Source organism: Nocardiopsis sp. iso_40, assembly GCF_056173285.1.
This window is the reverse complement of sequence record NZ_CM149666.1, coordinates 5,359,062-5,381,898: the sequence shown is the minus strand read 5'-3', so window position 1 is coordinate 5,381,898 and position 22,837 is coordinate 5,359,062. Positions and strand designations below refer to the sequence as shown.

22 protein-coding genes, 2 pseudogenes and 2 riboswitches are annotated in these 22,837 nt (G+C 70.6%); of the genes and pseudogenes, 15 read left to right on the top strand and 9 right to left on the bottom strand.

All coding sequences use genetic code 11. The features are described from left to right. Window positions 1-48 precede the first annotated feature (48 nt). The gene (locus AC0VYD_RS23400) at window positions 49-957 is read right to left on the bottom strand and encodes a hypothetical protein (RefSeq protein WP_475477497.1); all 909 of its coding nucleotides are present in this window, start codon (window positions 955-957) and stop codon (window positions 49-51) included. 123 nt (window positions 958-1,080) lie between these two features. Next, entirely contained in the window at window positions 1,081-2,094 is a 1,014-nt protein-coding gene (gene rarD, locus AC0VYD_RS23395) for an EamA family transporter RarD (RefSeq protein ID WP_475477496.1), read from the bottom strand. 143 nt (window positions 2,095-2,237) lie between these two features. Here rarD and msrA point away from each other — a divergent pair, with 143 nt between their 5' ends. After that, window positions 2,238-2,912: a peptide-methionine (S)-S-oxide reductase MsrA gene (msrA, locus tag AC0VYD_RS23390; RefSeq protein ID WP_475477495.1), complete on the top strand. Its 675-nt coding sequence runs from the start codon at window positions 2,238-2,240 to the stop codon at window positions 2,910-2,912. 134 nt (window positions 2,913-3,046) lie between these two features. Here the strand turns inward: msrA and AC0VYD_RS23385 are convergent, their stop codons facing one another. Continuing rightward, window positions 3,047-3,283 (bottom strand): helix-turn-helix domain-containing protein, encoded by a 237-nt coding sequence (locus AC0VYD_RS23385; protein WP_475477494.1) that lies wholly within the window; start codon window positions 3,281-3,283, stop codon window positions 3,047-3,049. Between the two features lie 552 nt (window positions 3,284-3,835). On the opposite strand from AC0VYD_RS23385, the gene AC0VYD_RS23380 reads away from it, so the two are divergent. Then, window positions 3,836-4,390 (top strand): VanZ family protein, encoded by a 555-nt coding sequence (locus AC0VYD_RS23380; RefSeq protein WP_475477493.1) that lies wholly within the window; start codon window positions 3,836-3,838, stop codon window positions 4,388-4,390. Window positions 4,391-4,396: 6 nt separating this feature from the next. Here the strand turns inward: AC0VYD_RS23380 and AC0VYD_RS23375 are convergent, their stop codons facing one another. Both AC0VYD_RS23375 and AC0VYD_RS23370 read right to left on the bottom strand, forming a co-directional pair. Beyond that, complete coding sequence (locus AC0VYD_RS23375) at window positions 4,397-4,915, bottom strand: hypothetical protein (protein WP_475477492.1); 519 nt, start codon at window positions 4,913-4,915, stop codon at window positions 4,397-4,399. A 212-nt stretch (window positions 4,916-5,127) separates the two neighbouring features. After that, window positions 5,128-5,419: pseudogene (locus AC0VYD_RS23370) on the bottom strand (Tn3 family transposase); the annotation flags it as partial. A gap of 21 nt (window positions 5,420-5,440) precedes the next feature. Here AC0VYD_RS23370 and AC0VYD_RS23365 point away from each other — a divergent pair. Further along, window positions 5,441-5,569, top strand: a complete 129-nt coding sequence (locus AC0VYD_RS23365; protein ID WP_475477491.1) for a hypothetical protein — start codon at window positions 5,441-5,443, stop codon at window positions 5,567-5,569. Between the two features lie 90 nt (window positions 5,570-5,659). On the opposite strand, the gene AC0VYD_RS23360 is transcribed toward AC0VYD_RS23365, so the two are convergent. Continuing rightward, window positions 5,660-6,220, bottom strand: a complete 561-nt coding sequence (locus tag AC0VYD_RS23360; RefSeq protein ID WP_475477490.1) for a transposase family protein — start codon at window positions 6,218-6,220, stop codon at window positions 5,660-5,662. A gap of 131 nt (window positions 6,221-6,351) precedes the next feature. Between AC0VYD_RS23360 and AC0VYD_RS23355 the strand changes: the two genes are divergently transcribed. Continuing rightward, window positions 6,352-7,377 (top strand): acyltransferase, encoded by a 1,026-nt coding sequence (locus AC0VYD_RS23355; RefSeq protein WP_475477489.1) that lies wholly within the window; start codon window positions 6,352-6,354, stop codon window positions 7,375-7,377. 36 nt (window positions 7,378-7,413) lie between these two features. Here AC0VYD_RS23355 and AC0VYD_RS23350 read toward each other — a convergent pair whose 3' ends face one another. Continuing rightward, window positions 7,414-7,677, bottom strand: a complete 264-nt coding sequence (locus AC0VYD_RS23350; RefSeq protein WP_225942550.1) for an SHOCT domain-containing protein — start codon at window positions 7,675-7,677, stop codon at window positions 7,414-7,416. 165 nt (window positions 7,678-7,842) lie between these two features. On the opposite strand from AC0VYD_RS23350, the gene AC0VYD_RS23345 reads away from it, so the two are divergent. The 8 genes and pseudogenes from AC0VYD_RS23345 (at window position 7,843) to AC0VYD_RS23310 (ending at window position 19,119) form a co-directional block, all read left to right on the top strand. Then, window positions 7,843-9,183, top strand: coding sequence for a PP2C family protein-serine/threonine phosphatase (locus AC0VYD_RS23345; RefSeq protein WP_475477488.1), 1,341 nt, complete (start codon window positions 7,843-7,845; stop codon window positions 9,181-9,183). Window positions 9,184-9,248: 65 nt separating this feature from the next. Further along, a riboswitch (cobalamin riboswitch) is annotated at window positions 9,249-9,430 on the top strand. A 59-nt stretch (window positions 9,431-9,489) separates the two neighbouring features. Beyond that, a complete protein-coding gene (locus tag AC0VYD_RS23340; RefSeq protein ID WP_475477487.1) occupies window positions 9,490-10,533 on the top strand; it encodes an ABC transporter substrate-binding protein in 1,044 nt (347 codons plus the stop codon). After that, entirely contained in the window at window positions 10,530-11,546 is a 1,017-nt protein-coding gene (locus AC0VYD_RS23335) for a FecCD family ABC transporter permease (RefSeq protein WP_452542620.1), read from the top strand. The genes AC0VYD_RS23340 and AC0VYD_RS23335 overlap by 4 nt, the downstream gene beginning before the upstream one ends. Next, the gene (locus AC0VYD_RS23330; RefSeq protein WP_475477486.1) at window positions 11,543-12,379 is read left to right on the top strand and encodes an ABC transporter ATP-binding protein; all 837 of its coding nucleotides are present in this window, start codon (window positions 11,543-11,545) and stop codon (window positions 12,377-12,379) included. The genes AC0VYD_RS23335 and AC0VYD_RS23330 overlap by 4 nt, the downstream gene beginning before the upstream one ends. 39 nt (window positions 12,380-12,418) lie before the next feature. Further along, window positions 12,419-12,531: riboswitch (cobalamin riboswitch) on the top strand. 35 nt (window positions 12,532-12,566) lie between these two features. Continuing rightward, window positions 12,567-16,157, top strand: coding sequence for a cobaltochelatase subunit CobN (gene cobN / locus AC0VYD_RS23325; protein WP_475477485.1), 3,591 nt, complete (start codon window positions 12,567-12,569; stop codon window positions 16,155-16,157). Further along, window positions 16,154-16,879 (top strand): precorrin-6A synthase (deacetylating), encoded by a 726-nt coding sequence (cobF, locus tag AC0VYD_RS23320; RefSeq protein WP_475477484.1) that lies wholly within the window; start codon window positions 16,154-16,156, stop codon window positions 16,877-16,879. Before cobN ends, cobF begins: the two co-directional genes overlap by 4 nt. Next, window positions 16,876-18,240, top strand: a pseudogene (locus tag AC0VYD_RS23315) (cobyric acid synthase); the annotation flags it as partial. The gene cobF and the pseudogene AC0VYD_RS23315, both read left to right, overlap by 4 nt. Before the next feature lie 159 nt (window positions 18,241-18,399). Beyond that, window positions 18,400-19,119 carry a cobalt-precorrin-6A reductase gene (locus tag AC0VYD_RS23310; RefSeq protein WP_475480352.1) on the top strand — a complete coding sequence of 240 codons (720 nt, stop codon included), beginning with the start codon at window positions 18,400-18,402 and terminating at the stop codon, window positions 19,117-19,119. Window positions 19,120-19,410: 291 nt separating this feature from the next. Here the strand turns inward: AC0VYD_RS23310 and AC0VYD_RS23305 are convergent, their stop codons facing one another. Next, entirely contained in the window at window positions 19,411-19,911 is a 501-nt protein-coding gene (locus AC0VYD_RS23305) for an HIT family protein (RefSeq protein ID WP_475477483.1), read from the bottom strand. Continuing rightward, window positions 19,908-21,017: a TOMM precursor leader peptide-binding protein gene (locus tag AC0VYD_RS23300; protein ID WP_475477482.1), complete on the bottom strand. Its 1,110-nt coding sequence runs from the start codon at window positions 21,015-21,017 to the stop codon at window positions 19,908-19,910. The genes AC0VYD_RS23305 and AC0VYD_RS23300 overlap by 4 nt, the downstream gene beginning before the upstream one ends. 189 nt (window positions 21,018-21,206) lie before the next feature. Between AC0VYD_RS23300 and AC0VYD_RS23295 the strand changes: the two genes are divergently transcribed. From AC0VYD_RS23295 to AC0VYD_RS23285, 3 genes are read left to right on the top strand one after another with little or no spacing between them, the layout of a single operon-like run. Continuing rightward, window positions 21,207-21,407, top strand: a complete 201-nt coding sequence (locus AC0VYD_RS23295) for a hypothetical protein (RefSeq protein ID WP_475477481.1) — start codon at window positions 21,207-21,209, stop codon at window positions 21,405-21,407. 1 nt (window position 21,408) lies between these two features. Continuing rightward, entirely contained in the window at window positions 21,409-21,936 is a 528-nt protein-coding gene (locus AC0VYD_RS23290; protein WP_475477480.1) for a DUF6879 family protein, read from the top strand. After that, entirely contained in the window at window positions 21,933-22,793 is an 861-nt protein-coding gene (locus tag AC0VYD_RS23285; RefSeq protein WP_475477479.1) for a helix-turn-helix domain-containing protein, read from the top strand. The genes AC0VYD_RS23290 and AC0VYD_RS23285 overlap by 4 nt, the downstream gene beginning before the upstream one ends. Window positions 22,794-22,837: the final 44 nt, after the last annotated feature.

The window sequence follows — 22,837 nt, the reverse complement described above, 5'->3', positions numbered from 1 at the left end:
CTGGGAACGGTCCGGGGCGCGCGGAAGGCGCCGGGGCGGGACCGTTCGCTAGTCGGGCGAGACCGTGGGGTCGTCGGCCGGGTCGACGGGCACGGCGTGCAGCCGGTGCGCGGCCAGGCGCATCGTGTCGGCGGCGGGCGCGGGGAGGGGAGCGCTGGTGAGGTAACCGGCGACGGAGGGCGCGCCGGCCGGTCCGTTGGCGGTGGGCGCGGGTGAGCCGGTGGTCTGCTGGACGCGCTGGTGCTCGGGCGCGCGGTCGGCTGCGCCGTGGTCGGCCGCCGCCGTCTCGGCGGCCCCGGCCGGACCCCCGGTCGGTGCGGGGGCGTGGTGCGGGGCGGCCGCCGTGTCGAGGACGACGGGGCTCCGGTCGGTCTCCGCTTCGGCCTGCTCGGCCTCCGCGTCCCCCCGCGGACGCCGCTCCGCACCGTCCCCGGCGGGTTCGGCGGGGGTGGGACGGGACGCCCCGGCCTCGGTGGCCGGGAGCGTGTGGTTCAGACCCTGCTCGACCGCCGTGTCGCCGGTGCGGCCGATCTCCGTGACGACCTCGCGTACCTCGCTCCGGACCTCGGTGACGGCCGGTTCGGGCAGGGAGGCGGCGGCAGCGGCGGTGTCGGCCGTGTGCTTGCCCAGGCGCTCGTGCACGGTGCCCAGGGTCGTGTTCACCGGTTCGGCGACCCGCTCCGGCACGACCTGTTCCAGGGACCTCTCCTCGCCCAGGCCGAGACCCCTCCCCGGGGTCAGGGCTTCGGCGGGGAGGGAGCCGCGGGTCGCCGAGGTGTTCTCGGCGGCCGGGGGCACGGGGGCGGTGTCGGCCTGTGCCGGGGCGGCGGAGCAGAGCAGCCACAGCACGGTGATGAACGCGCCGATCAGGAGCGGGAGGCAGAGCAGGGAGGGTGCCGCCGCGCACGCGGCCGAGACGGCACGGAGCGTGCCGGTTCGGCTGGTGCGAGGTATCAAGGGGACCCTCCGGGACGTGCTGCCAGGTCGGGGCGGGGCAGAGCCCGACGCCCACGACCTGACGTTAGCACAGTGTCACTGAGAGTAGTTTGGAACGGCCGAAACCGGGGAAGCCGGAGAGGGTCACGCCCGGGGGTCGGCGGAGCTGGTGGCTTCGGGGTCCGGGGGCTCGGGGTGTACGGGGCCGCCCCGGTCGACGTCCTCCGTCGCGGTCGGAGCGACCACGGCTGTGGAGGCGGCCGTTCGTGCGGCCGTGGTCCGGGCCCGCGAGTTCCGGATCTGGTCGAAGGCGAACACGCACACGGCCAGCCAGACGAACACGAAACCGATCCAGCGGCTCAGCGGCATCTCCTCGCTCTGGATCAGCCAGCCGATCAGGAACATCATGGTCGGTGCGATGAACTGCAGCATGCCGATGATGCTCAGCGGCACCCGGCGCGCCGCCAGGCCGAACAGCAGCAGCGGGAGCGCGGTCACGAACCCCCCGCCCACCAGCAGGGCGGTGTGCGCCGGGGAGACGGAGAGGGCCGTGCCCGCCCCGGTCGCCTCCAGGTAGACAACGAACCCCAGCGCGGGCAGGAACATCACCAGGGTCTCGACGGTCAGGCTCTGCATGCCGTCCAGGTCCACGTACTTCTTCACCGCCCCGTAGGCGGCGAAGGAGGAGGCCATCAGCAGGGAGAGCCAGGGCGTGGAGCCGTAGGCGACGGCCATCACCCCGACCGCCACCACGCCGAAGCCGACCGCCACCCACTGGGCGGCGCGCAGCCGCTCGGCGAAGAACACCACCGCCAGGCAGACCGTCATGAGGGGGTTGATGAAGTAGGCCAGTGAGGCCTGGAGGGTCTGGACGGTGGAGACCGCGTAGATGAACCCCCACCAGTTCACCGAGATGAGCACGGCGGCCGCGGCGACCGGGAGCAGTTTCCGGGGGTTGCGCAGGACCCGGGGCAGCCAGGACCAGCCGCGCCGGGCGACGAACAGGAAGACGCACATCGCGAGGAGCGCCCAGACCATGCGGTGGGCGAGGACCTCGGTTGGTTCGGAGGCGGAGAGGAAGGGCCAGTAGAGGGCCGCGAAGCCCCACAGGAGGAAGGCGCTCGCCCCGAGGGCGACGCCGCGGTTGGTTTCCGACACATCCGTAATCGTAGGACCAATAAGTTTCCCTGTCTCCCGCCCGCCCTCGCCTGTGGACAACATCCGGGGCCCGGGCGCGGAGGTCGTCCACAGGGCGGGTGCGGGGACTGGGAGGCCCTGGACGGTGCGGATAGCCTGGAGCCATGTTCGGCACAAAGACGACGATGGTCGACCCCGCACAAGCCCTGCCCGGCCGTGACACCGAGATGCCGGTGCCTTCCGGGCACACCGTGCTGGGGACCCGGCTCACCCCGCCCTATCCGGAGGGCAGCGAGATCGCCGACCTGGCGATGGGCTGCTTCTGGGGTGCCGAGCGCACCTTCTGGCGACTGGGCGCGGAACGCGGGATCATCACCACCGCGGTGGGCTACGCCGGCGGCTACACGCCCAACCCCACCTACGAGGAGGTGTGCTCGGGCCTGACCGGTCACACCGAGATGGTGCGCGTGGTCTTCGACCCGGCGAAGATCTCCTACACCGAGATCCTCAAGGTGTTCTGGGAGGGCCACGACCCGACCCAGGGGATGCGCCAGGGCAACGACGTCGGCACCCAGTACCGGTCGGCGATCTACTACCACTCCGAGGCCCAGCGCGAGGCCGCCGAGGCCACCCGGGACGCCTTCCAGCCGGCCCTGACCCGCTCCGGCTACGGCCCGATCACCACCGAGATCGCCCCGCTCCGGGCGTTCTACTTCGCCGAGGACTACCACCAGCAGTACCTGTCCGACGCCAAGAACCCGGGCGGCTACTGCGGGATCGGCGGCACCGGGGCCAGCTGCCCCATCGGGGTGGCCACCACCGACGACACGGCTGAGTAGCGCCTCCGAGTACACGCGAGTACGTCCGCGCACGCTCGAACGATGGCCCAACCACCATTGAATGATGGTTGGGCCATCTGGCGCAGGCACTCAGCACCCGGAACCGTGCTGCGCAGGTGGGGTCGCCGAAGCTGTCAGAGGTGGCCGCAGCTGCCTGTTAGGCGTTGGTCGGGGCCCAGATAGCTTTTGGGGCCGGTGCGGCCCTTGCTCATCAGCGCGTCGGTGCCGCCTTGGTGCCATGCGCCCCGCCAGTTGTTGACCGCGCGGGCGGTGACGTCGAGCATCTCGCTGACACGGGCGTCGGGCATCTCGTCCTGCTCGAACAGGGCGGCTGCCCTCAACCGACGTTGTTGCTTGTCGTGGGCGTCCATGACGCCCCTCCTCGTGGAGAATTTCCAGGTAGGAGGGTACGTACCTGGCCAGGAAACAAACAATCAAACCTCAGTGAGCACCCTCGCTCGAACACGACCGCTGCGACACCGGGGTCCGTGTCTGGATTCACGCGCGCTACCAAGCACTACGGCGGCTGACTCGTCAACGAGGCCCTGGACTCCAAATGGCGGCGCCACCATGCCCCCGCTGTCAGTGTGGCGGCCACTGGAGCGATCACCTCGAACCGGCCGGGTTCACGGTGGTACGCCGGGGCAGCGTCTTCGTGGCCCTGACCGGGCCCGGCCAGACAGAGGAAGTGGGCGAGGCAGCGCTGACCACCAAGAGGGGCGAATCTGGCGGAGGACCGAACAGAACAAAGGGGCCCACGGATCCAGACTTGTGCGTACCCGTGCCCTCTTGGCTGATTTCGAAGAACCGTACTCGCTGCGGCCGGTAACCAGCTATCCGAAGACACAGCATCCTGCATTTATCAGATCAGCTTGATGCGCCGGAACAGATCAGGATAGATTCGCCCGATGGGTTTCTCGTCCGTGACCAGCCTGGTAAGTGACATACTCGTACTCTCTCCGGTAGCCGTTCTTATCGCCGCCGCCCTTTCCCTGGTCCGGTTCCGGCGCTCCAGGAAATGGCAACAAGCCGTTCTGGACAGCACCTTCGACACACTCACCTTGGGGGTGCTGACACTCGTCTCCATCATCACTCTGGTGAACCCCGGCAGCAGCGGTGGTGTGGAACTCATACCCTTCACCGACCTCGCAGCCTCAGGGTGGAGCCCGACCAGGCTCTACCAGTACGGCGGAAACATCGCGATGTTCGTACCGCTGGGAGCACTGCTGCCTCTGGCTCTGAGCAGTAGACTGGGCAGCTTCCCCAGGGTGCTCGCCGCGGCCGGAGCCGTGTCGATAACCGTGGAGACCCTCCAGTACGCGCTCGCTCTAGGACGCGTCACCTCTGTGGAGGACGTCATTCTCAACTGCGTCGGAGCTCTGATCGGCGCAGCTTTGACCTGGCCCTGGTGGCGCACACGCGACCGTCGGCACCACTCGGAGGCCACGGGCGCCACCAGGGAGTTCATCGATCAATAACCGATTTTAGGGGTAGTACGTGGTCCCGCTGGTGTAACGCCCGTACTCACTACCGCTGCTGGTGCCATCGATGCCCAGGAACCACCGGTAGGTGTCCGACTCCAGACCGCTCCAGCTGACCGTCCCGCCGTTGCAGCTGAACGACTCGGTCCCCACCTCGCTCCAGCCGATGAACGCCTTCTGCTCCAGCCGGATGTAGGGATCGTCGTAGGAGTTGTTGCAGTTGCTGATCGAGTCGACCTCAACCCGATGCGTCCCGCTGTTGGGTGTGCTGTACTCACGCGAGAAGATGCCCATGTCGAACGAGGCCGTCCAGTCGAACTCGCCGGCTCTGAGCATGGTCGAGGAGAAGGCGGAGCCGTCCTCGTAGGTCAGCTCGCTGGTGTTGCCGACGGTCGTCTCCTCAACGATGCGGGCGGTCGGCTCCTGCGGGCCCTCCTCGGCCAGAGCAGCCGTGGTCGGCAGCAGACTGAAGGCGAGAGCCGTAGACCCGAGTATGGCGGCTGTTCTGGGGGTCGAACGCATAAAGGTTTCCCATCCTTCACTTTTGTGGTCATGTTGGCCAGTGAAGGCCTTGCCGATCGAGGCGTGGTGAATCCTTCGGGGCCAGGTTCGGCCACAAACAAAACCAGGTCACAGCTCATGCCATTAGCTAATTACACCTCACCACCCAAGGACTTTATTCCTATTGCTTCGACCAGGAATTCCCTGCTACACGGTGAGTAGACAGCGTCAAATTATGCGGAAAGCTCTATGGCACTGAAGTCAATCTCGTCCAAGGCGGGGTTGAACGCTTCGAGTCCGACCCCCAGCACGTCGGTCGTGTAGGCGCCGAATCGGCGGAGGTGAGCGCGGATGCAGGGGACCGGGCGGCGAGCTCCTCAGCGGTGATGATCCACCCCTGCCTGGCCAGGTCAGGCACCACCTCGGCGCTGCCCAGGGCGTTGTGGAAGATGACCAGGTTGGTCAGCGGGGTGTTGAGCTTGATGAGCTTCTCCTGCTCGACGGGGCGTTGTCTGCGAGCACGCCCTGTGCAGCGGCTACCCATGGATGAACCACACCATCCGGTGGAACCTGGACGGCAAGCCCGCGCTCGTGCCCACCCTGTCCTACAGCAGCGCCGAACGGCAGCGGAAGCTCATGAGCGACCTGCTGGAGGACGATGTGACCTGCACGTAGGGCTGGTACGGGTACGGAACGATCGGCGCGTTCGTGTGACGCGCTGACGTGTACCTGACGCGTTTCGTACCTGGGTGTGTTGGAGGCTGGTTACAGGCTCTCGTGCGCCAGGCCGATGAGAGCGCCCACATGGTCCGCTTCCGGAGCTGGCCCCACCCACACCTGTGCGTGCTCGAAGCCCGCGGTGCGCAGCAGGCTCTTCCACTCATGGGGCTGTGCGGCCCACTGGTGCAGCCACACCCGCCGACCGCGGAACCCGCCCCCGTACATGTCCTGCAGCCCATGGGAGCCAGGCACCGGTTCGGCATGGGAGAACACCAACCGGCCGCCCGGTGCCAGCCGCTCGTGGAACTCGGGCGGAGCACTCTTGTTCGGCTTGCGCGGCGGGGTGATGGCCTTCCCCGGGCGGTCGAGTCGCAGGCCGGGGTAGCCGTCGTCGAGCAGCACCTCCACCTGCGGGAAGTACCGGAAGCAGGAGTCGATGCCCTCGGTACGCACCACGGTGGCGTCGTGCATCCTCCCGGGCCGCAGGGAGTCGGTCCACAACGTGCGCCCGCGATGGGTCGGCGCCCACGTGGCCTTCATGGTGTTCTGCTTCTTCTTGCCCGACACGAACGCGCGTCGCCGAAAAGCGCGGCCGGAAAACGCCACCCTCCGGGCCTTCCTACCGGTAACCCGGGTTGAACTATAAGATAACGAAGTGGTATCGATAGGGGGTGCGAGTCGAGAGAGCCCCGGTGGACGGCCAAGCCCCACCCCCAACCGTCCCGGTCACGTCCTGGATGGAGTTCGCCCGCGTCGCCGCCATGGTCGCGGTCATCCTCGTGCACGCCTACTCCCCGTTGGTGAGCACCCTCCAGGCCGAACTCGGCGGCCCCACGTGGTGGACGGCCAACGTCGTGGACGCCGCCGTGCGCTGGTGCGTCGCGGTGTTCGTGATGATCAGCGGCGCGCTGCTGCTGCGCCCGCGCGAGGAGGGCGCGGGCGACTTCTACCGCAAGCGGTGGGCCAGGATCGGTGTGCCCCTGCTGGTCTGGAGCGCCGCCTACCTGCTCTGGCACTACTGGCGCGAGGGCATCGACGCCGCCCAGGCCGCCGCCCAGGCCGCCTCGGGATCACCGTCGATCCACCTGTACTTCCTCTACGTCATCGCGGGCCTCTACCTGTTCACCCCGTTCCTGCGCACGGTGGTCGCACACACCTCGCGCACCGGGCTGTGGTGGCTGACCGGGGTGGCGTTCGCGGTGGGGATCGCCGACCAGCTGCTGTCACTGGTCGAGGGGGCCGGCGGGGAGAGCGCCGTCACCCGCTTCCTGCCGTTCCTCGGCTACTACCTGCTGGGTTGGCTGCTGCTGACCGCCGACACCGGTCCCCGGGCCACGCGCTACGGGGCCCTCGCGCTCGTCCTGGGTGTGGCCGGAACCGCCGCGGGCGCCGGGACGGCCGCCCGCATGGCGGGGGAGTGGGGCCCCGGGGGCGAGTACTTCTACGGCTTCCTCTCCCCGCCGATGATCCTCGCCGGGGCGGGCGCCTACCTCGTGCTGCGCACCGCGGGCACCCGACTGGCCATGGCGCAGGGCCCGGCCGCTACGGCCACCAGACGGGCCGTCCGGGCGGCGTCCGGGCTGAGCCTCGGCGTCTACCTCGTGCACGTCATGGTGCTGTACACCCTGCGCGACCTCTGGGGTGTGCCCGACGGCTTCCTCGCGCTCTTCGCCGCCGCGGGCTACGCGGTCGCGACCGCCGCGATCAGCCTGGTGCTGGTGGCCCTCGCCCAGCGGGTCCCCCTGCTGCGCGTCATCGTCTGATCCGGGCGGCGCCCGCGACCGCTCCCGCGGGCCGGGTCAGCCGTGTCCCGCCTCACGGATCGCGTCGAGGCGCTCGCGGTACTCCTTCGTGTCGATCTCCCCGCGCGCGAAGCGCTCGGAAAGCACCGTTTCGGGAGTTCGAGCGTCCTTCGACGCGGTGGACCGGCTCTCCCGCAGCAGATACTTGGCGAGCGCGACGATCGCGAGGACGATCAGGATCCACAGCAGGATCATTCCGACGGTCATGAAACCGAACGCCCAGCCACCCATTCCTTCGTATCCCCAACCCCAGCCGTGCATGGTCGAAGTCCTTTCCGAGGCTTCCCCTCTCCTCACCAGGGTGCGCCTTCGCAGTTCAGGGCGTCCAGTGCCGGAAGACCCCCGCGAGCTGCGGGAACCAGACATACTTGGGTGAGACGGCAGAACTCGGCAGATGGGTGCCCGGTGCCGCCGGAGGAGGACACGGTGACAGGTGAGAACGGCTCGCACAGGTCCGGGCCGCGAGCCGGCTCGGCTCCGGAGCAGGCCCTGCACCACGCCACACAGCAGATCCAGGAGCTGGTGCGCGCCCAGGGGCGGATGAACTCCTTGCTTGAGGCGGTGCTGGCGCTCAGCCAGGACCTGGAACTGTCCGCCGTGCTCCGCCGGGTGGTCACCACCGCGATGGACCTGGTGGGGGCCCGGTACGGGGCTCTCGGAGTCCTCCACGAACAGGGTGGGGGCCTGTCCCAGTTCATCCCGGTCGGGTTGAGCCAGGAGGAGATCGGGGACCTGACAGGGATCGACCACCCGACCGGGCAGGGCCTGCTCGGCAGGATGATCCACCAGCGTGAACCGCTGCGGGTCCAGGACATCGGCGCACACCCCGACTCCGCCGGGTTTCCGCCCGGCCACCCGCCCATGCGCACCCTGCTCGGTGTCGCGATCAGCGTGCGCGGACGCGTCTACGGCAACCTGTACCTGTCCACCCGGCACGACGGCCTGCCCTTCGACGTCCAGGACGAAGAGGTGGTCACCGCCCTGGCCGGTGCCGCGGGGATGGCCATCGAGAACGCACGCCTGTTCGAGGAGGTCCGCTCCGGGGCCGAGCGCTTCCAGCGCCTGCTGCTGCCGCGCCTGCCCGACCTGTCGCCCTTCGACGTGGCCGCCGTCTACCACCCAGCCAGTGAGGGCCGCCACCACCTCGGCGGGGACTGGTACGACGCCCTGATGCTCCCCGACGGTGCCTGCGCGGCGGTGATCGGCGACGTGGTCGGCCACGATCTGGTCGCCGCGGCGGCCATGTCCCAGACCCGCAGTATGCTGCGCGCCCTGCTGTACGACCGGGGCACCCCCGCCAGCAGAGTGCTGGCCCAGCTCGACCACACGCTGCACGCCATCACCGATAACCCCGTGACCACGGCTTGCCTGGCCAGGATCGAACCCGCGGACCACGGCTGGGACCTGTGCTGGAGCACGGCCGGCCACCCGCCGCCCCTCCTGCTGGCCCCGGGCCGCGAACCCCGCTACCTGGAGGGGGAGCCCGGACTGCCGCTCGGAGTGGACGCGGCCTTCGACCGCCCGGACCACCGGTGTCCGCTGCCCGCGTCAACGACGGTGGTGCTCTACACGGACGGCCTGGTCGAGCATCCCCGCCACCATCTCGACCGGGGGATGGACACCCTGGCCGAGGTCGCCGCCAAACACGCGGAGGGGTCCCTGGAGAATCTGTGCCGGGCCCTGGTGGAGAACGCCCCCGGGGACGGTCACGACGACGTCGCCGTCCTGGCTCTGCGCACGCCGGCTGTTGTGCCCGGAGAAGCCTAGGACGCCTCCCGAACGGGCCCTCGGCGCCTGCCCCCCGCCCGCCACGGAGACGTAGGGAGGCCCCTTGGTACCCTGCGGGGGCCAGTCGTACCACTCAGGTGGTCAGGGAATCCGGTGCGAATCCGGAACTGACGCGCAGCGGTGTGGGGGACGGGCGGGGTACGCGAGCCACTGGGGCACCGCTCCGGGAAGGCACCCCGTCCGGAGGAACCCGAGTCCGAAGACCTGCTGGCCCCTCCGCGTCGAGTGCGCGGAGGCGAACCCGTGCCGGGCTCCGCGTTCGAGCCCCGAACCCGAGGCGTCCCCATGCCGCGTCACGCGCTCCCGTCCTTCGCCCTCCTGCTCGTCCCCGCCCTCGCCCTCACCGCCTGCGGCGGCCCGGGAGACCGGGAAAACGACAGCACCGAAGCGGCCACCGCATCCGGTTACCCCCGCACCATCGACAACTGCGGCCACGAGATCACCCTCGACGCACCCCCGGAGCGGGTGGTCTCCCTCAACCAGGGGTCCACCGAGATCCTGCTCTCCCTGGGCCTGCAGGACCGGGTGGCCGGCACCGCCACCTGGACCGACCCGATCATGACGGGGCTGGAGGAGGCCAACGCCGACATCCCACGGCTGGCCGAGAACAACCCCTCCTTCGAACGGGTCCTGGAGGCCGAACCCGACTTCGTGACCGCCTCCTTCGTCTCCACACTCGGCACCGGCGGCGTCGCCACCCGCGAACAGTTCGGGGAACTGGGCGTCCCCACCTACGTCTCCCCGACCGACTGCGCCGCGGGCAAGGACAACGAGAGCGGCGGGGACGGCTCCCGGAGCGAACCGCTCACCCTGGACTCCGTCTACGGCGAGATCCACGACCTGGCCGAGGTCTTCGGGGTGCAGGAACGCGGGGAGGAACTGGTCTCGCAACTCCAGCTCCGGGTGGACACCGCGACCGAGGACCTGGAGGTCTCGGAGGTGAGCCTCATGTACTGGTTCGCCAACTCCCAGTCGCCCTACCTCGCGGGCTGCTGCGGCGCCCCCGGAGCCATTACCAGCGCCGTCGGTGCCCGGAACGCCTTCGACGACACCCACGACGAGTGGCCCCAGATCAACTGGGAGACGGTCGCGGACCGCGACCCGGACGTCATCGTGCTCGGAGACCTGACCCGTGAGTCCCAGACCGCCGAGACCGCGGAGGCCAAGATCGCCTTCCTGGAGACCAACCCGGCCACCCGGAACCTCACCGCGGTGCGCGAGGAACGGTACGTCCTGCTCAGCGGCCAGGCGATGAACCCCTCCATCCGCACGGTCGAGGGCATCGAGCTGGTCGCGGACGGCCTGCGCGAGCTCGGGTACACCCGGTGAGAGGTGCCCGCCCGGCACTGCTCATCACCTCCGGCCTCCTGCTCCTGGCCCTGTCGGTCTCGGTCGCCGTCACCATCGGCCCCGCCGACATCACCCCGGCCCAGGTCTGGCGGTCGGTCGCGGCGCGGTTCGGCCTCGGCGAGAGCCCGCTGTCGCAACTGCGCGAGGGGATCGTGTGGAACCTGCGCATGCCCCGCACCCTGCTCGCCGCGGTCTGCGGGGCGGGGCTGGCCCTGTGCGGCGCGGTGATGCAGTCCCTGCTGCGCAACCCGCTGGCCGACCCCTTCGTCCTGGGGGTCTCCTCCGGCGCCTCCACCGGTGCGGTCGCCGTGATCGTGCTCGGCTGGGGCGCCGGCGTGGTCTCGCTGTCGGCGGGTGCCTTCGTGGGCGCCCTGCTCTCCTTCGCCATGGTGATGCTGCTCAGCCACTCCCTGGGCGGCAGCATGGACCGGGTCGTGCTGTCCGGGGTCGCGGCCATGCAGCTGTTCTCGGCGCTGACCTCGTTCACCGTGCTGACCTCCGCGGACGCGGAGACCACCCGCGGGGTGCTGTTCTGGCTGCTGGGCTCCCTCAGCGGCGCGGGCTGGACCGACGTGCTCCTGTGCGCCGCCGTGCTGGGACTCGTGCTCGCCGTCTGCCTGGCGAACACCACCACCCTGGACGCCTTCGCCTTCGGTGAGGAGGCCGCGGCGAACCTGGGCGTCCAGGTGGGCCGGGCCCGGGTGCTGCTGCTGAGCGCCACCGCGCTGCTCACTGCGGTCCTGGTCAGCTCCGCCGGCGCGATCGGCTTCGTGGGACTGGTCCTGCCACACGCCGCCCGTGCGCTCACCGGCTCCTCCCACGCCAGGCTGCTGCCGGTCACCGTGCTGGCGGGCGCGGTCTTCCTGGTGTGGGTGGACACGGTCGCCCGGACCGCGCTGGACCCGCAGGAGATCCCGGTGGGGGTGGTCACCTCCCTCATCGGGGTGCCCGCCTTCGTCGCCGTGCTGTACCGCGTGAGGAGCAAGACTTGAACGAACTCGCCCGGGTCCCGGAGGAGGGGCTGCGCGCCGACCGGGTCAGCCTCGGAATCGGCGGCCGGATCCTGCTCGACGGCGTCACCCTCGTCCCCCGTCCGGGGGAGACCATCGGCCTGCTGGGTCCCAACGGGTCGGGCAAGTCCACCCTGCTGCGGCTGCTCGCCGGGGTGCTCGGCCCCTCCGCCGGCGTGGTCACCCTGGACGGGAGCCCGCTGAACCGGGTCGGGCGCCGGGCCGTGGCGCGGCGGGTGGCCACCGTCCAGCAGCACGCGCACACCCAGACCGAGCTGACCGTCCGCGACGTCGTGGCCCTGGGCCGCATCCCGCACCGCCGCTCCTGGTCGCCGATGAGCCCGGACGACCTGGCGGCCGTGGCGCGGGCGCTGGAACGCACCGGCCTGACCGACCGGGCCGACCAGTCCTGGCACACCCTGTCCGGCGGGGAGCGCCAGCGCGCCCAGATCGCCCGGGCCCTGGCCCAGGAACCCGGCGAGCTCCTGCTCGACGAACCCACCAACCACCTCGACATCCAGTACCAGCTCGACCTGCTGGAACTGGTCACCGGCCTGCCGGTGACCGCCGTGATCGCCCTGCACGACCTCAACCTGGCCGCGATGTACTGCGACCGCCTCGTGGTGCTCAAGGACGGCGGGGCCGTCGCCGAGGGCACGCCCTCCCAGGTCCTGACCCCCGCCCTCATCGAGGATGTCTACGGGGTCCCGGTCGAGGTCACCCCGGGTTCCGACCACCCGGTGGTGCGCTTCCTGCGCCGGGGTGCCGCACCGCCGGGCCGGGCCGGAGCCGACTGGTCCTCCCGCGCCCCCTGACCTCCCCGCCGAGGCGGCGCGGGAGCGTCCCGGCTAAAGTGTGAATCCTTTGCTCGTGGTACAGGAACCCGGTGCGAGTCCGGGGCGGTTCCGCCACTGTGACACCCCGATCCGGGGTGCAGCCAGACACTGGCCTCGGGCAGTCCGACCGCCGATGGGGCGAGAACCCCGAGGGAGGAGCCCGGCCATGACGGTCCGGATCGCTCTGCTGTCCACGTCCGACACCGACCTGCTGTCCGCGCGGGCCAGCGGCGCCGCATACCTGTGGGCCAACCCGTCCCGCGCCGGTGACGCCGAACTCACCGACACCGTCGAGCGAGCCGACCTCGTGGTGGTGCGCCTGCTGGGCTCCTCCCACGACCTGTGGCCCGGCCTGGCCGCCGTCCGCGAGCGGGGCACGCCCCTGGTGGTGCTCAGCGGCGAGCAGCAGCCCAGCGCCGAGCTGATGGAGCACTCCACCGTGCCCATCGGGCTGGCGACCGAGGCCCACCGCTACCTCGCCGAGGGAGGCCCCGCCAACCTCGCCCGCCTGCACGCCTTCCTGTCGGACACCGTCCTGCTGACCGGGGAGGGCTTCGAACCCCCGGCGGCCCTGCCGCCGTGGGGCTTCGCCGAGCGCGAGCGCCCGCGCGAGGCGGACCTGCCCAAGGTGGGCATCCTCTACTACCGGGCCCACCAGGCGGGCGGCAACACCGCGTTCGCGCACGCCCTGGCCGACGCCGTCGACGCGACCGGCCGGGCCGTGGGCGTCCCTGTCTTCGCCGGTTCGCTGCGTTCGGCCCCCGACGACCTCTACGAGGCGCTCCGCGGCCTCGACGCCCTGATCGTCACCGTTCTCGCGGCGGGCGGCAGCGTGCCCGCGTCCGCGAGCGCCGGGGGCGACGACGAGGCCTGGGACGTGGAGCGGATGGCCGCCCTGGACGTCCCCGTCCTCCAGGGCCTGTGCCTGACCAGCTCGCGCGCGGACTGGGAGGAGTCCGAGGACGGGGTCACCCCGCTCGACTCGGCCACCCAGATCGCCATCCCCGAGTTCGACGGCCGGATCATCACCGTGCCGTTCTCCTTCAAGGAGATCGACAGCGACGGGCTGCCCCGCTACGTCGCCGACCCCGAGCGCTGCGCCCGCCTGGCCGGGATCGCCGCCGCGCACGCCCGGCTCCGGCACGTGCCGACCGCCGAGAAGCGGCTCGCCGTGGTCCTGTCCGCCTACCCCACCAAGCACGCGCGGATCGGCAACGCCGTCGGCCTGGACACCCCCCGCTCACTGGTGCGCCTGCTGCGCCGCCTGCGCGAGGAGGGCTACGACCTGGGTGAGCCCGACGCCCTGCCCGGTCTGGACCTGCCCGACGAGACCGAGGCGGGCGACGCCCTGATCCACGCCCTGATCGAGGCGGGCGGCCAGGACGAGGACTGGCTGACCTCCGTCCAGCTCACCGAGGCCCACGTACGCATCACCCCCGAGCAGTACGCCGCCTGGACCGAGGACCTGGACCCGGCCCTGAAGGGGGCGATGACCGAGGCGTGGGGCGCCGCGCCCGGCAAGCTGTACGTGAACGAGCAGGGCGAACTCGTGCTGGCCGCCCTCCGTGCGGGCAACGTCGTCGTGCTGGTCCAGCCGCCGCGCGGCTTCGGGGAGAACCCGATCGCGATCTACCACGACCCCGACCTGGCCCCCAGCCACCACTACCTGGCGGCCTACCGCTGGCTGGAGCACGGTTTCGGCGCCCACGCCGTCGTGCACCTGGGCAAGCACGGCTCCCTGGAGTGGCTGCCCGGCAAGAACGCCGCGCTGTCCGCGGCCTGCGCCACCGACGCCGCCCTGGGAAACCTTCCGCTGGTGTACCCGTTCCTGGTCAACGACCCGGGGGAGGGCGCCCAGGCCAAACGCCGCGCCCACGCCACCGTCGTCGACCACCTCATCCCCCCGATGGCCCGCGCGGAGAGCTACGGCGACATCGCCCGCCTGGAGCAGCTCCTGGACGAGTACGCCAACATCGCCGCGATGGACCCGGCCAAGCTGCCCGCGATCCGGGGCGAGATCTGGGCCCTGATGCGCGCCGCCGAGATGCACCGCGACCTGGGCCTGGACGAGCGGCCGGGTGACGAGGAGTTCGACGACTTCCTGCTGCACGTCGACGGCTGGCTGTGCGAGATCAAGGACACCCAGATCCGCGACGGCCTGCACGTGCTGGGCGAGGCCCCCGCGGGTGAGGGCCGGGTGAACCTGGTCCTGTCCGTGCTGCGCGCCGCCCAGGTCTGGGGCGGGGTCGGCGGGGCGGTGCCCGGACTGCGGGCCGCCCTGGGCCTGAAGGACGACGCGCCCACTCACGAGGTCGACGGGATCGAGGCGCTGGCCCGCGGCCTCGTCGAGCGCATGGAGGCCGCGGACTGGGACCCCGCCGCCGCGGCGGGCATGCACGACGACGCCGAGGTGTGCCGCGTCCTGGAGTTCGCCGCCGAGCAGGTGGTGCCCCGGCTGGCCCGCACCACCGACGAACTCGACCACGTCCTGCACGCCCTGAACGGTGGTTTCATCCCGGCGGGGCCGTCCGGCTCGCCGCTGCGCGGCCTGGTCAACGTGCTCCCGACCGGCCGCAACTTCTACACCGTCGACCCCCGGGCGGTGCCCTCCAGGCTCGCCTGGCAGACCGGACAGGCCATGGCCGAGTCACTGCTGCGCCGCCACATGGAGGAGACCGGCACCTACCCGGAGTCGGTCGGCCTGTCGGTGTGGGGCACCTCCGCCATGCGCACCTCCGGCGACGACATCGCCGAGGTGCTGGCCCTGCTGGGCGTGCGCCCCGAATGGGACGAGGCCTCCCGCCGGGTCGGCCGACTCGACGTGGTGCCGCTGGAGGAGCTGGGGCGCCCGCGCATCGACGTCACCGTGCGCATCTCCGGTTTCTTCCGGGACGCCTTCCCGCACGTGGTCGCGATGCTGGACGACGCGGTCAACCTCGTCGCGGACCTCGACGAGCCCGACGAGCAGAACTACGTGCGCGCCCACATGCATGCCGACCTGGCCGAGCACGGAGACCAGCGCCGCGCCACCACCCGGATCTTCGGCTCCGCGCCGGGCTCCTACGGCGCCGGGATCCTCCAGGTCGTGGAGTCGGGCAACTGGCGCGACGACCGGGACCTGGCCGAGGTCTACACGGCCTGGGGCGGCTTCGCCTACGGGCGCGGCCTCAACGGTGTTCCGGCCGCCGACGACATGCGGGCGAACTACCGAAGGATCAAGGTCGCCGCGAAGAACATCGACAGCGCCGAACACGACATCGCCGACTCCGACGACTACTTCCAGTACCACGGCGGCATGATCGCCACCGTCCGCGCTCTCAGCGGGGCGGACCCCAAGGCCTACGTCGGCGACTCCACCTCGCCCGACGCGGTGCGCACCCGCCCCCTCGCGGACGAGACCGCCCGGGTGTTCCGCGCCCGGGTGGTCAACCCCCGCTGGATCGCGGCCATGCGCCGCCACGGCTACAAGGGCGCCTTCGAGCTGGCCGCGACCGTGGACTACCTGTTCGGTTTCGACGCCACGGCCGGGGTCGTGCACGACTGGATGTACGAGAAGCTCGCCGCCGAGTACGTGCTGGACGAGCAGACCCAGGAGTTCCTGCGCCGCTCCAACCCGTGGGCGCTGCACGGCATCGTCGAGCGGCTGCACGAGGCGGCCCGGCGCGGTCTGTGGGAGGAGCCGGACCCGGCCACCATGGAGGCCCTCACCGAGGTCTACCTGGAGGTCGAGGGCGATCTGGAGGAGCGGTCCGAGTGAGGGCGCGGATCCTGGGGATCGGGATGGGCCCCCAGCACGTCACCGGGGAGGCTGCCGAGGCGCTGCGGGGCTGCGACTACGCCGTCGCCGTCCGCAAACGGGACGACGACGGCCTGTTCGCCCTGCGGCAGGAGGTCTGCGACGCCTTCGGGGTCCCGCTGGTGGCCGTGGCCGACCCCGAACGCGACCGCGACGACCCGGCGGACTACCCGGCGGCGGTCGCCGACTGGCACGAGGCCCGGGTGGCCGCCTTCGAGCGGGTGCTGGGCGAGCGAGGCGGCACCGCGGCCTTCCTGGTCTGGGGCGACCCCTCGCTGTACGACTCCACCCTGCGGGTCGTGGCGCGGATCGCCGAGCGCGGGAACGTCGCCCTGGACTACGACGTGCTCCCCGGGATCAGCGCGCCGCAGATCCTGGCGGCGCGGCACCGGATCGTGCTGCACGGGGTCGGCCGCCCGGTGCACGTCACCACGGCCCGGCGGCTGCCTGAGGCCGTGGCGGCGGGTCAGGACAACATCGTCGTCATGCTCACCGGGCGGCACGGGTTCGAGGGCCTGGAGGACTGGTCCCTGTGGTGGGGCGCCAACCTGGGCGCCGACTCCGAGGAGCTGGCCGCCGGACGGCTCGGTGACGTGCTGCCCGAGGTCGAGGCGGCCCGGCGGCGGGCCAAGGAGAAGGCCGGCTGGGTGATGGACACGGCGCTGTTGAGGAGGCCCGAGTGAGCGGGCTGCTGGTCGCCGGGACCACCTCCGACGCGGGCAAGAGCGTGGTCACCACCGCCCTGTGCCGGGCCTTCGCCCGCCGGGGCGTGCGGGTGGCGCCGTACAAGGCGCAGAACATGTCCAACAACTCCATGGTCTGCCACGGCCCGGACGGCCTCCCGGCGGAGATCGGGCGGGCCCAGTGGGTGCAGGCGCTGGCCTCCCGCGCCGTCCCCGAACCCGCGATGAACCCGGTGCTGCTCAAACCGGGCAGCGACCGGCGCAGCCACGCCGTGCTGATGGGCCGCCCCGCCGGGGACGTGTCCTCCGCGAACTGGGAGGACGGACGCCGTCACCTCGCCGGGGCCGCGCACGCCGCCTTCGACGACCTGTCCGAGCGCTACGACCTGGTCGTCGCCGAGGGCGCGGGCAGTCCCGCCGAGATCAACCTGCGCGCGGGCGACTACGTGAACATGGGCCTGGCCCGGCACGCGGGGATGCCCGTGGTGGTGGTCGGCGACATCGACCGGGGCGGGGTGTTCGCCGCGATGTACGGGACGGTGGCGCTGCTGGAGCCCGCCGACCAGGACCTGATCGCCGGTTTCGTGGTCAACAAGTTCCGGGGCGACCACGGCCTGCTCCGACCGGGCCTGGACGACCTGGAACGGATCACCGGCCGCCGGGTGTTCGGGACGCTGCCGTGGGACCCCGGGCTGTGGCTGGACTCCGAGGACGCCCTGGACCTGGAGGGGCGGCGGGCCGACGGGGAGGCGGCGCTGCGGGTGGCGGTGGTGCGCCTGCCCCGGATCAGCAACTTCACCGACGTGGACGCGCTCGGCCTGGAACCCGGGCTCGACGTGGTCTTCGCCTCCGGGCCGCGCGACGTCGCAGACGCCGACCTGGTGGTGCTGCCCGGCACCCGCTCCACCCTCGCCGACCTGGCCTGGCTGCGCTCGCGCGGGCTGGACACCGCGATCACCGAGCACGTGCGCCGGGGGCGTCCGCTGCTCGGGATCTGCGGCGGGTTCCAGATGCTCGGGCGCGCCGTCACCGATCCCGAGGGGGTCGAGGCCGCGCCGGGGTCCTCGGCGGAGGGGCTGGGGTTGCTGGACGCGCGTACCGACTTCACCGCCGACAAGACCCTGCGGCTGCCCGAGGGCGAGGCGCTGGGAGCGCCCGCGAGCGGCTACGAGATCCACCACGGGCGCGTCACCGTGGGCGGGGGAGCGGAGGAGTTCCTGGGCGGAGCGCGTTCGGGCAACGTCTTCGGAACCATGTGGCACGGCAGCCTGGAGGGCGACGCCTTCCGGGCGGCCTTCCTCGACCGGACGTTGGGCTACGGGCCGTCCGGGGTGGACTTCGCCGCCGCGCGCGAGCGGCGCATCGACCTGCTCGCGGATCTCGCGGAGCGCTACCTGGACGTCGACGCCCTGCTCGGGCTGGCCCGCGAGGGTTCTCCTGCTGGACTGCCCCTGCTGGGCCCGGGCCCACCCGTCGCCCGCCACCACCCTCAACGGACGCCTTCGGCGCAGCCATCTCCTATGAGACTTCTTCTCTTGGGCGGCACCTCCGAGGCCCGTGAGCTGGCTGCGCTGCTGGTCGAGGCCGGTGTGGACGTGACCACCTCGCTGGCCGGGCGGGTGGCCCGGCCGCGCCTGCCGGTGGGGAAGGTGCGGATCGGAGGGTTCGGGGGAGTGCCCGGTCTGCGCGCGGCACTGGCCGACTACGACGCGGTGGTGGACGCCACCCACCCCTTCGCACTCGGGATGACCGCGAACGCGGCGGCCGCCTGCACGGATCTGCCGCTGCTGCGGTTGGAGCGGCCGGGGTGGGAGCCGGACCCGGCCTGGCACTACGCGGACACCCACGAGGAGGCGGCGGAGCTGGCGGCCGGGCTGGGGGAACGGCCGTTCGTGACGGTCGGCCGCCAAGAGCTGGCCCGGCTCGTGCCCGCCCTCGGCGAGCGCGCGGTGCTGGCCCGGGTGGTGGACGTGCCCGATCTCGAACTCCCGGGTGCCTGGCGCCTGCTGACCAGCCGGGGGCCGTACCACCTGGACGGTGAGCTGGAGCTGATGGCCGGGCACCGGGCGGACGTGCTCATCACCAAGGACTCCGGCGGTACCTACACCTGGCCGAAGATGGCAGCCGCCGGGCAGCTCGGCGTTCCGGTCGTGGTGGTGCGGCGCCCACCGGGCCCGCAGGGTGTGCCCACGGTCCACAGGGTGGCGGAAGCGTTCGACTGGGTGACTGAACTGGGGTGAGTTCCTCGGGGGCCTCGGTGCCTCGCGAGAGTTGTTTTCCTGCGCGATCGTACGGTCCTCTCCGGAAGCAATGTCGAGCAACACCGTTGGAGATGCGCCCGTGAAGGGTTCTCATGGGTTGGGAAGCCAGTGAGTACCCCGGGCCCGCTCCTGGTCTTCGTGCACACGACCACCTTCGACGTGAGGAGGCCGCGATGAACGACGACGGCAACAACTGACGCGACGCGTGAGGGGCGGGGAGGACGGGCATCGTCCTCCCCGCCCCTTCCTGGTGGGTCGCTTTCGCTCCTGTCAGCCGGTCCTGTCAGGAGTGGCTTCGCGGACGCGTTCGGCGACGTTCGCGAGCCATGCGTCGTCGGCGCGCTTGTGGTCGTGTGAGGACAGGTAGCCCTGGTAACGGTCGAAGTAGCCCTCGACGGGTGAGGCGACCTCGCGCCAGTCCTCGCCCGCGTTGCCCGCGGTGCCGTGCATGGGGAAGAGCTTGGCGTGGGCGTGGTCGACCCCGTAGCCCTCGTACATGATCCCGGTGCGCGCCACGTCGGGGAAGGCCGCGTCGAGGAGGCGGGCGGTCTCGCGTGCGGCCAGGTGCAGGGCCGTGTACTCCTGCGGGTCCAGGTCCACCACGTAGCTGGTGCGGTGGGCCTTGGGGATGACCACGGAGAAGCCCTCGGTGTTGGGGAAGATCGACAGGAACGCCAGGTGGTCCCCGTCCTCCCAGATCCGGTGGGCGGGTGCGTCGCCCGCCACGATCTTGCAGAAGACGCACTCGGGTGCGGATGGTGCGGTGCTCAACGTGCTCCTTGGAGTCGGTGTGCGGCGGGTCGGACGTCGGCGCAGGTGGGGCAGCCAGGATCGCGCTCGGCGGCTTGCCTGTCGAGTTCCAGGTCGTGCGTCCACACACCCATCCGCTGGTTCCGTGAGGCGGGTAGACCGAACCCGCCCAGGTGGCGTAGGACGTCCAACGCGGCCAGGGAGGAGGCGAGCATGTTGACCGGGCCGTTGGACGGGGCCTGGTAGCGCCCGTTGACACCGCTGATCAGTGCCGCGAGTTCGAGGTCGTCCGCGGGAGGACGGGCGGTGAGCCTTCGACAGTCCCAGCACCCGGTCTCCCCGGGGATCACGAGTGGCCCCCACACCGCGATGTCGTTGACGTAGCAGGCGTTCAGCCACACCTGGCCTGAAGCCACACAGTGGGCGTTGACCAGGCCGGTAATGCCGGGTGAGTCGGCCGAGACCAGAACCAGGTCGGCTTCGGGCAATGCACGAAGACTCTCTGCATCGGCCGCTTTTCCGGTCACGGCACGGACCTGACAGCCGGAGTCGCGCCGCCGTAGTTCACGGGCCAGTACTTCGGCCTTGGGCAGGCCGATGTCGGCCTCGGTGAACAGGAACTGGCGGGTGAGGTTGCTCAGTTCGACGTGGTCGGCGTCCACCAGGGTCAGTTCCCCCACCCCGGCGGTGGCGAGTGTGGCGGCCACCAGGTTGCCGATACCGCCGCAGCCCAGCAGGAGGACGTGGGACGCCGCGAGCCTGTGCTGCACCTGATCGGCTCGGGCCCCGGAGAGTTCGTAGAACAGGGCGTGCCTGCTGTACCGGTCCGCTGGGTCGTAGGAGTGGGTGGGGACCAGGCAGTTTCCGCCCTCCAGGATGAGAAGTAGCGCCTGGGCGACGGACTCTTCCGTCTGGCAGGGGCCTTGGAGGAAGGCCAGCGCTTCGGCCCGTGTACGGGGTTCGTGAAAGTAGTCGGCGAGACGCACCAGGGGATACCACAGCGTCGGGTCGTTGACGGCTTGCTGGAGGGAGCCGAAACCCAGGTAGAGGGTGTCGTCCTGGACACCGATGCGGACGTAGGGGGCGAGGACGTGCGGGGTGTCGCTCGGCCTCTGCGAGTAGCTCACGGGTGCAACCGCCTTTCACCTCGCGGTAACGAGTTCGCGGGAGCGTTCAGCGTGAGCGTAGGCAGGGCTCCGGTAGCGGGGGAGTGGATTGCTCGGAATTGCTCGCGCTGTTGGTCGGAAGGCATGGCCCGGGGACTGTGCGCTTGGAAGACTGAAGTCTCCACGTGCTGCGGGAAAGGACGACCCCCCATGAAGTTGCGCAAAATCGGCACGACGTCGCAGGATGGCGGCTGCCCAACGCTCTATGAGACCGACACCGGTGACATCGTGGTGCAGGGTGATCGGCTGACGGACCCTGATGCGCTGGAACAGTTGAGGGACGTGCTCGACGGCGAGGAGTTCGTCGTGGTTCCCCGCGCACTGCTGACCCGCTTCGCCCCCAAGGAGTGAGATGACCGAGATCGTCAGCGGAGCGGATTTCAACGCGCTCTTCCGCAAGTACCGGTACACCGCCTGGCGGCTTGAGACCCGTACCCACTACGGCAAGCTCAACGAGGACCAGCACTTCCAGGACTGGCTGGCAGGCAAGGACATCGGCCTGGACTGGTTCGTCCCCTGGCTGAGCATGATGCGTGAGGAACTCGCCACCGGCAAGCGGATGGAACGGGTCCGTCTGATCGACGACCCGCCTTCGGACTACCTGCGCTGGGAGTTGTGGGGCACCCCCTACAACCTCGGCGTGGGGGAGGACATCCGCTACCTGCCGCGCGAACACCCCATCGTTGCGGAGCTGCCCGACTTCGACTTCTGGGTCTTCGACAGCACCACCATGGCGCGCCTGGAGTTCGACGGTGACCAGTTCCTCGGGGTGACTCTCACTGAGGAACCCGACCAGGTGCTGGCTGCGCTGCGGGCCCGGGACGCGGCGTGGCACCACGCGCTGACCTTCACGGAGTACATGGCGTCCAGAGCTGTATGACCGATTATCAGACTGCTCGTGTCTCCCTCGGGGTTCGTCTGCGCGAACTCCGAGGTGAGGCCGGGTTGTCCGGGCGGGAGTTGGCCGCGCGTCTGGGATGGCATCCCTCGAAGGTGTCGAAGCTGGAGCATGGGAAGCAGACCGCGAGCGCTGAGGATCTGCGTTCGTGGGCGCGAGTGTGCGGACGAGTAGGGGCCGCCGAAGGGCTGGTATCGCAGCGGCGTTCCCTGGAGACGCATTATGCGAGTTGGCGGCGTCAGCTGACAGCGGGGCATGAGCCGCGCCAGAGGGCCTACAGCGAGCTTGATGAGCGCACGCGATGTTTTCGGATCTTCGAGTCCGCCTGTGTTCCGGGGCTTCTGCAGACGGCCGAGTACGCCCGGTTCATGTTCCGTCGGGGGGTGCGTCTGCACCGGTCGCCTGATGACGGTGCCAAAGCAGTGCGCGCCAGGATGGAACGTCAGGCGATCCTCGACCTCCCGGACAAGACCTTCCAGATCCTGCTGTGGGAGCCAGCTCTGCGTCTTCGGCTGTGCCCGGATGAGGTGATGGCGGAGCAGCTGGCTCGCGTTGTCACGGAGATCGCCCGGGGCCGGGCAGAGGTCGGGGTGATCCCGTTGCGTGCCGTTATGGACGTGGTCCCCTCGCACGGGTTCTGGATCTTCGCTGATGATCGGGTTCTGGTGGAGACGATCGGCGCAGAACTGTGTCTGACCGATAGCGACCCGGTCATTCACTACAAGCGGGTTTTCGGGGAGCTGGCCCGCTCAGCGGTGTGGGGTTCGGAGGCTGTTCGGTTGGTGGAGGGAGTCCGCCATGGCCTTGCCACTGGTGGCGCGCTCGACAGTCGGGAGTAAATTATTCCAATAGTGATGGAATAGCTTTTGTCGTGTGGAGTTAC

Coding starts and splice junctions, on each gene's coding strand:
- AC0VYD_RS23365 (WP_475477491.1), top strand. CDS start 5,441: ATGAACCACACCATCCGGTGGAACCTGGACGGCAAGCCCGCGCTCGTG.
- AC0VYD_RS23290 (WP_475477480.1), top strand. CDS start 21,409: ATGACCGAGATCGTCAGCGGAGCGGATTTCAACGCGCTCTTCCGCAAG.
- AC0VYD_RS23355 (WP_475477489.1), top strand. CDS start 6,352: ATGGAGTTCGCCCGCGTCGCCGCCATGGTCGCGGTCATCCTCGTGCAC.
- AC0VYD_RS23375 (WP_475477492.1), bottom strand. CDS start 4,915: ATGCGTTCGACCCCCAGAACAGCCGCCATACTCGGGTCTACGGCTCTC.
- AC0VYD_RS23385 (WP_475477494.1), bottom strand. CDS start 3,283: ATGGACGCCCACGACAAGCAACAACGTCGGTTGAGGGCAGCCGCCCTG.
- AC0VYD_RS23350 (WP_225942550.1), bottom strand. CDS start 7,677: ATGCACGGCTGGGGTTGGGGATACGAAGGAATGGGTGGCTGGGCGTTC.
- AC0VYD_RS23340 (WP_475477487.1), top strand. CDS start 9,490: ATGCCGCGTCACGCGCTCCCGTCCTTCGCCCTCCTGCTCGTCCCCGCC.
- AC0VYD_RS23295 (WP_475477481.1), top strand. CDS start 21,207: ATGAAGTTGCGCAAAATCGGCACGACGTCGCAGGATGGCGGCTGCCCA.
- msrA (WP_475477495.1), top strand. CDS start 2,238: ATGTTCGGCACAAAGACGACGATGGTCGACCCCGCACAAGCCCTGCCC.
- AC0VYD_RS23310 (WP_475480352.1), top strand. CDS start 18,400: ATGAGACTTCTTCTCTTGGGCGGCACCTCCGAGGCCCGTGAGCTGGCT.
- cobN (WP_475477485.1), top strand. CDS start 12,567: ATGACGGTCCGGATCGCTCTGCTGTCCACGTCCGACACCGACCTGCTG.
- AC0VYD_RS23285 (WP_475477479.1), top strand. CDS start 21,933: ATGACCGATTATCAGACTGCTCGTGTCTCCCTCGGGGTTCGTCTGCGC.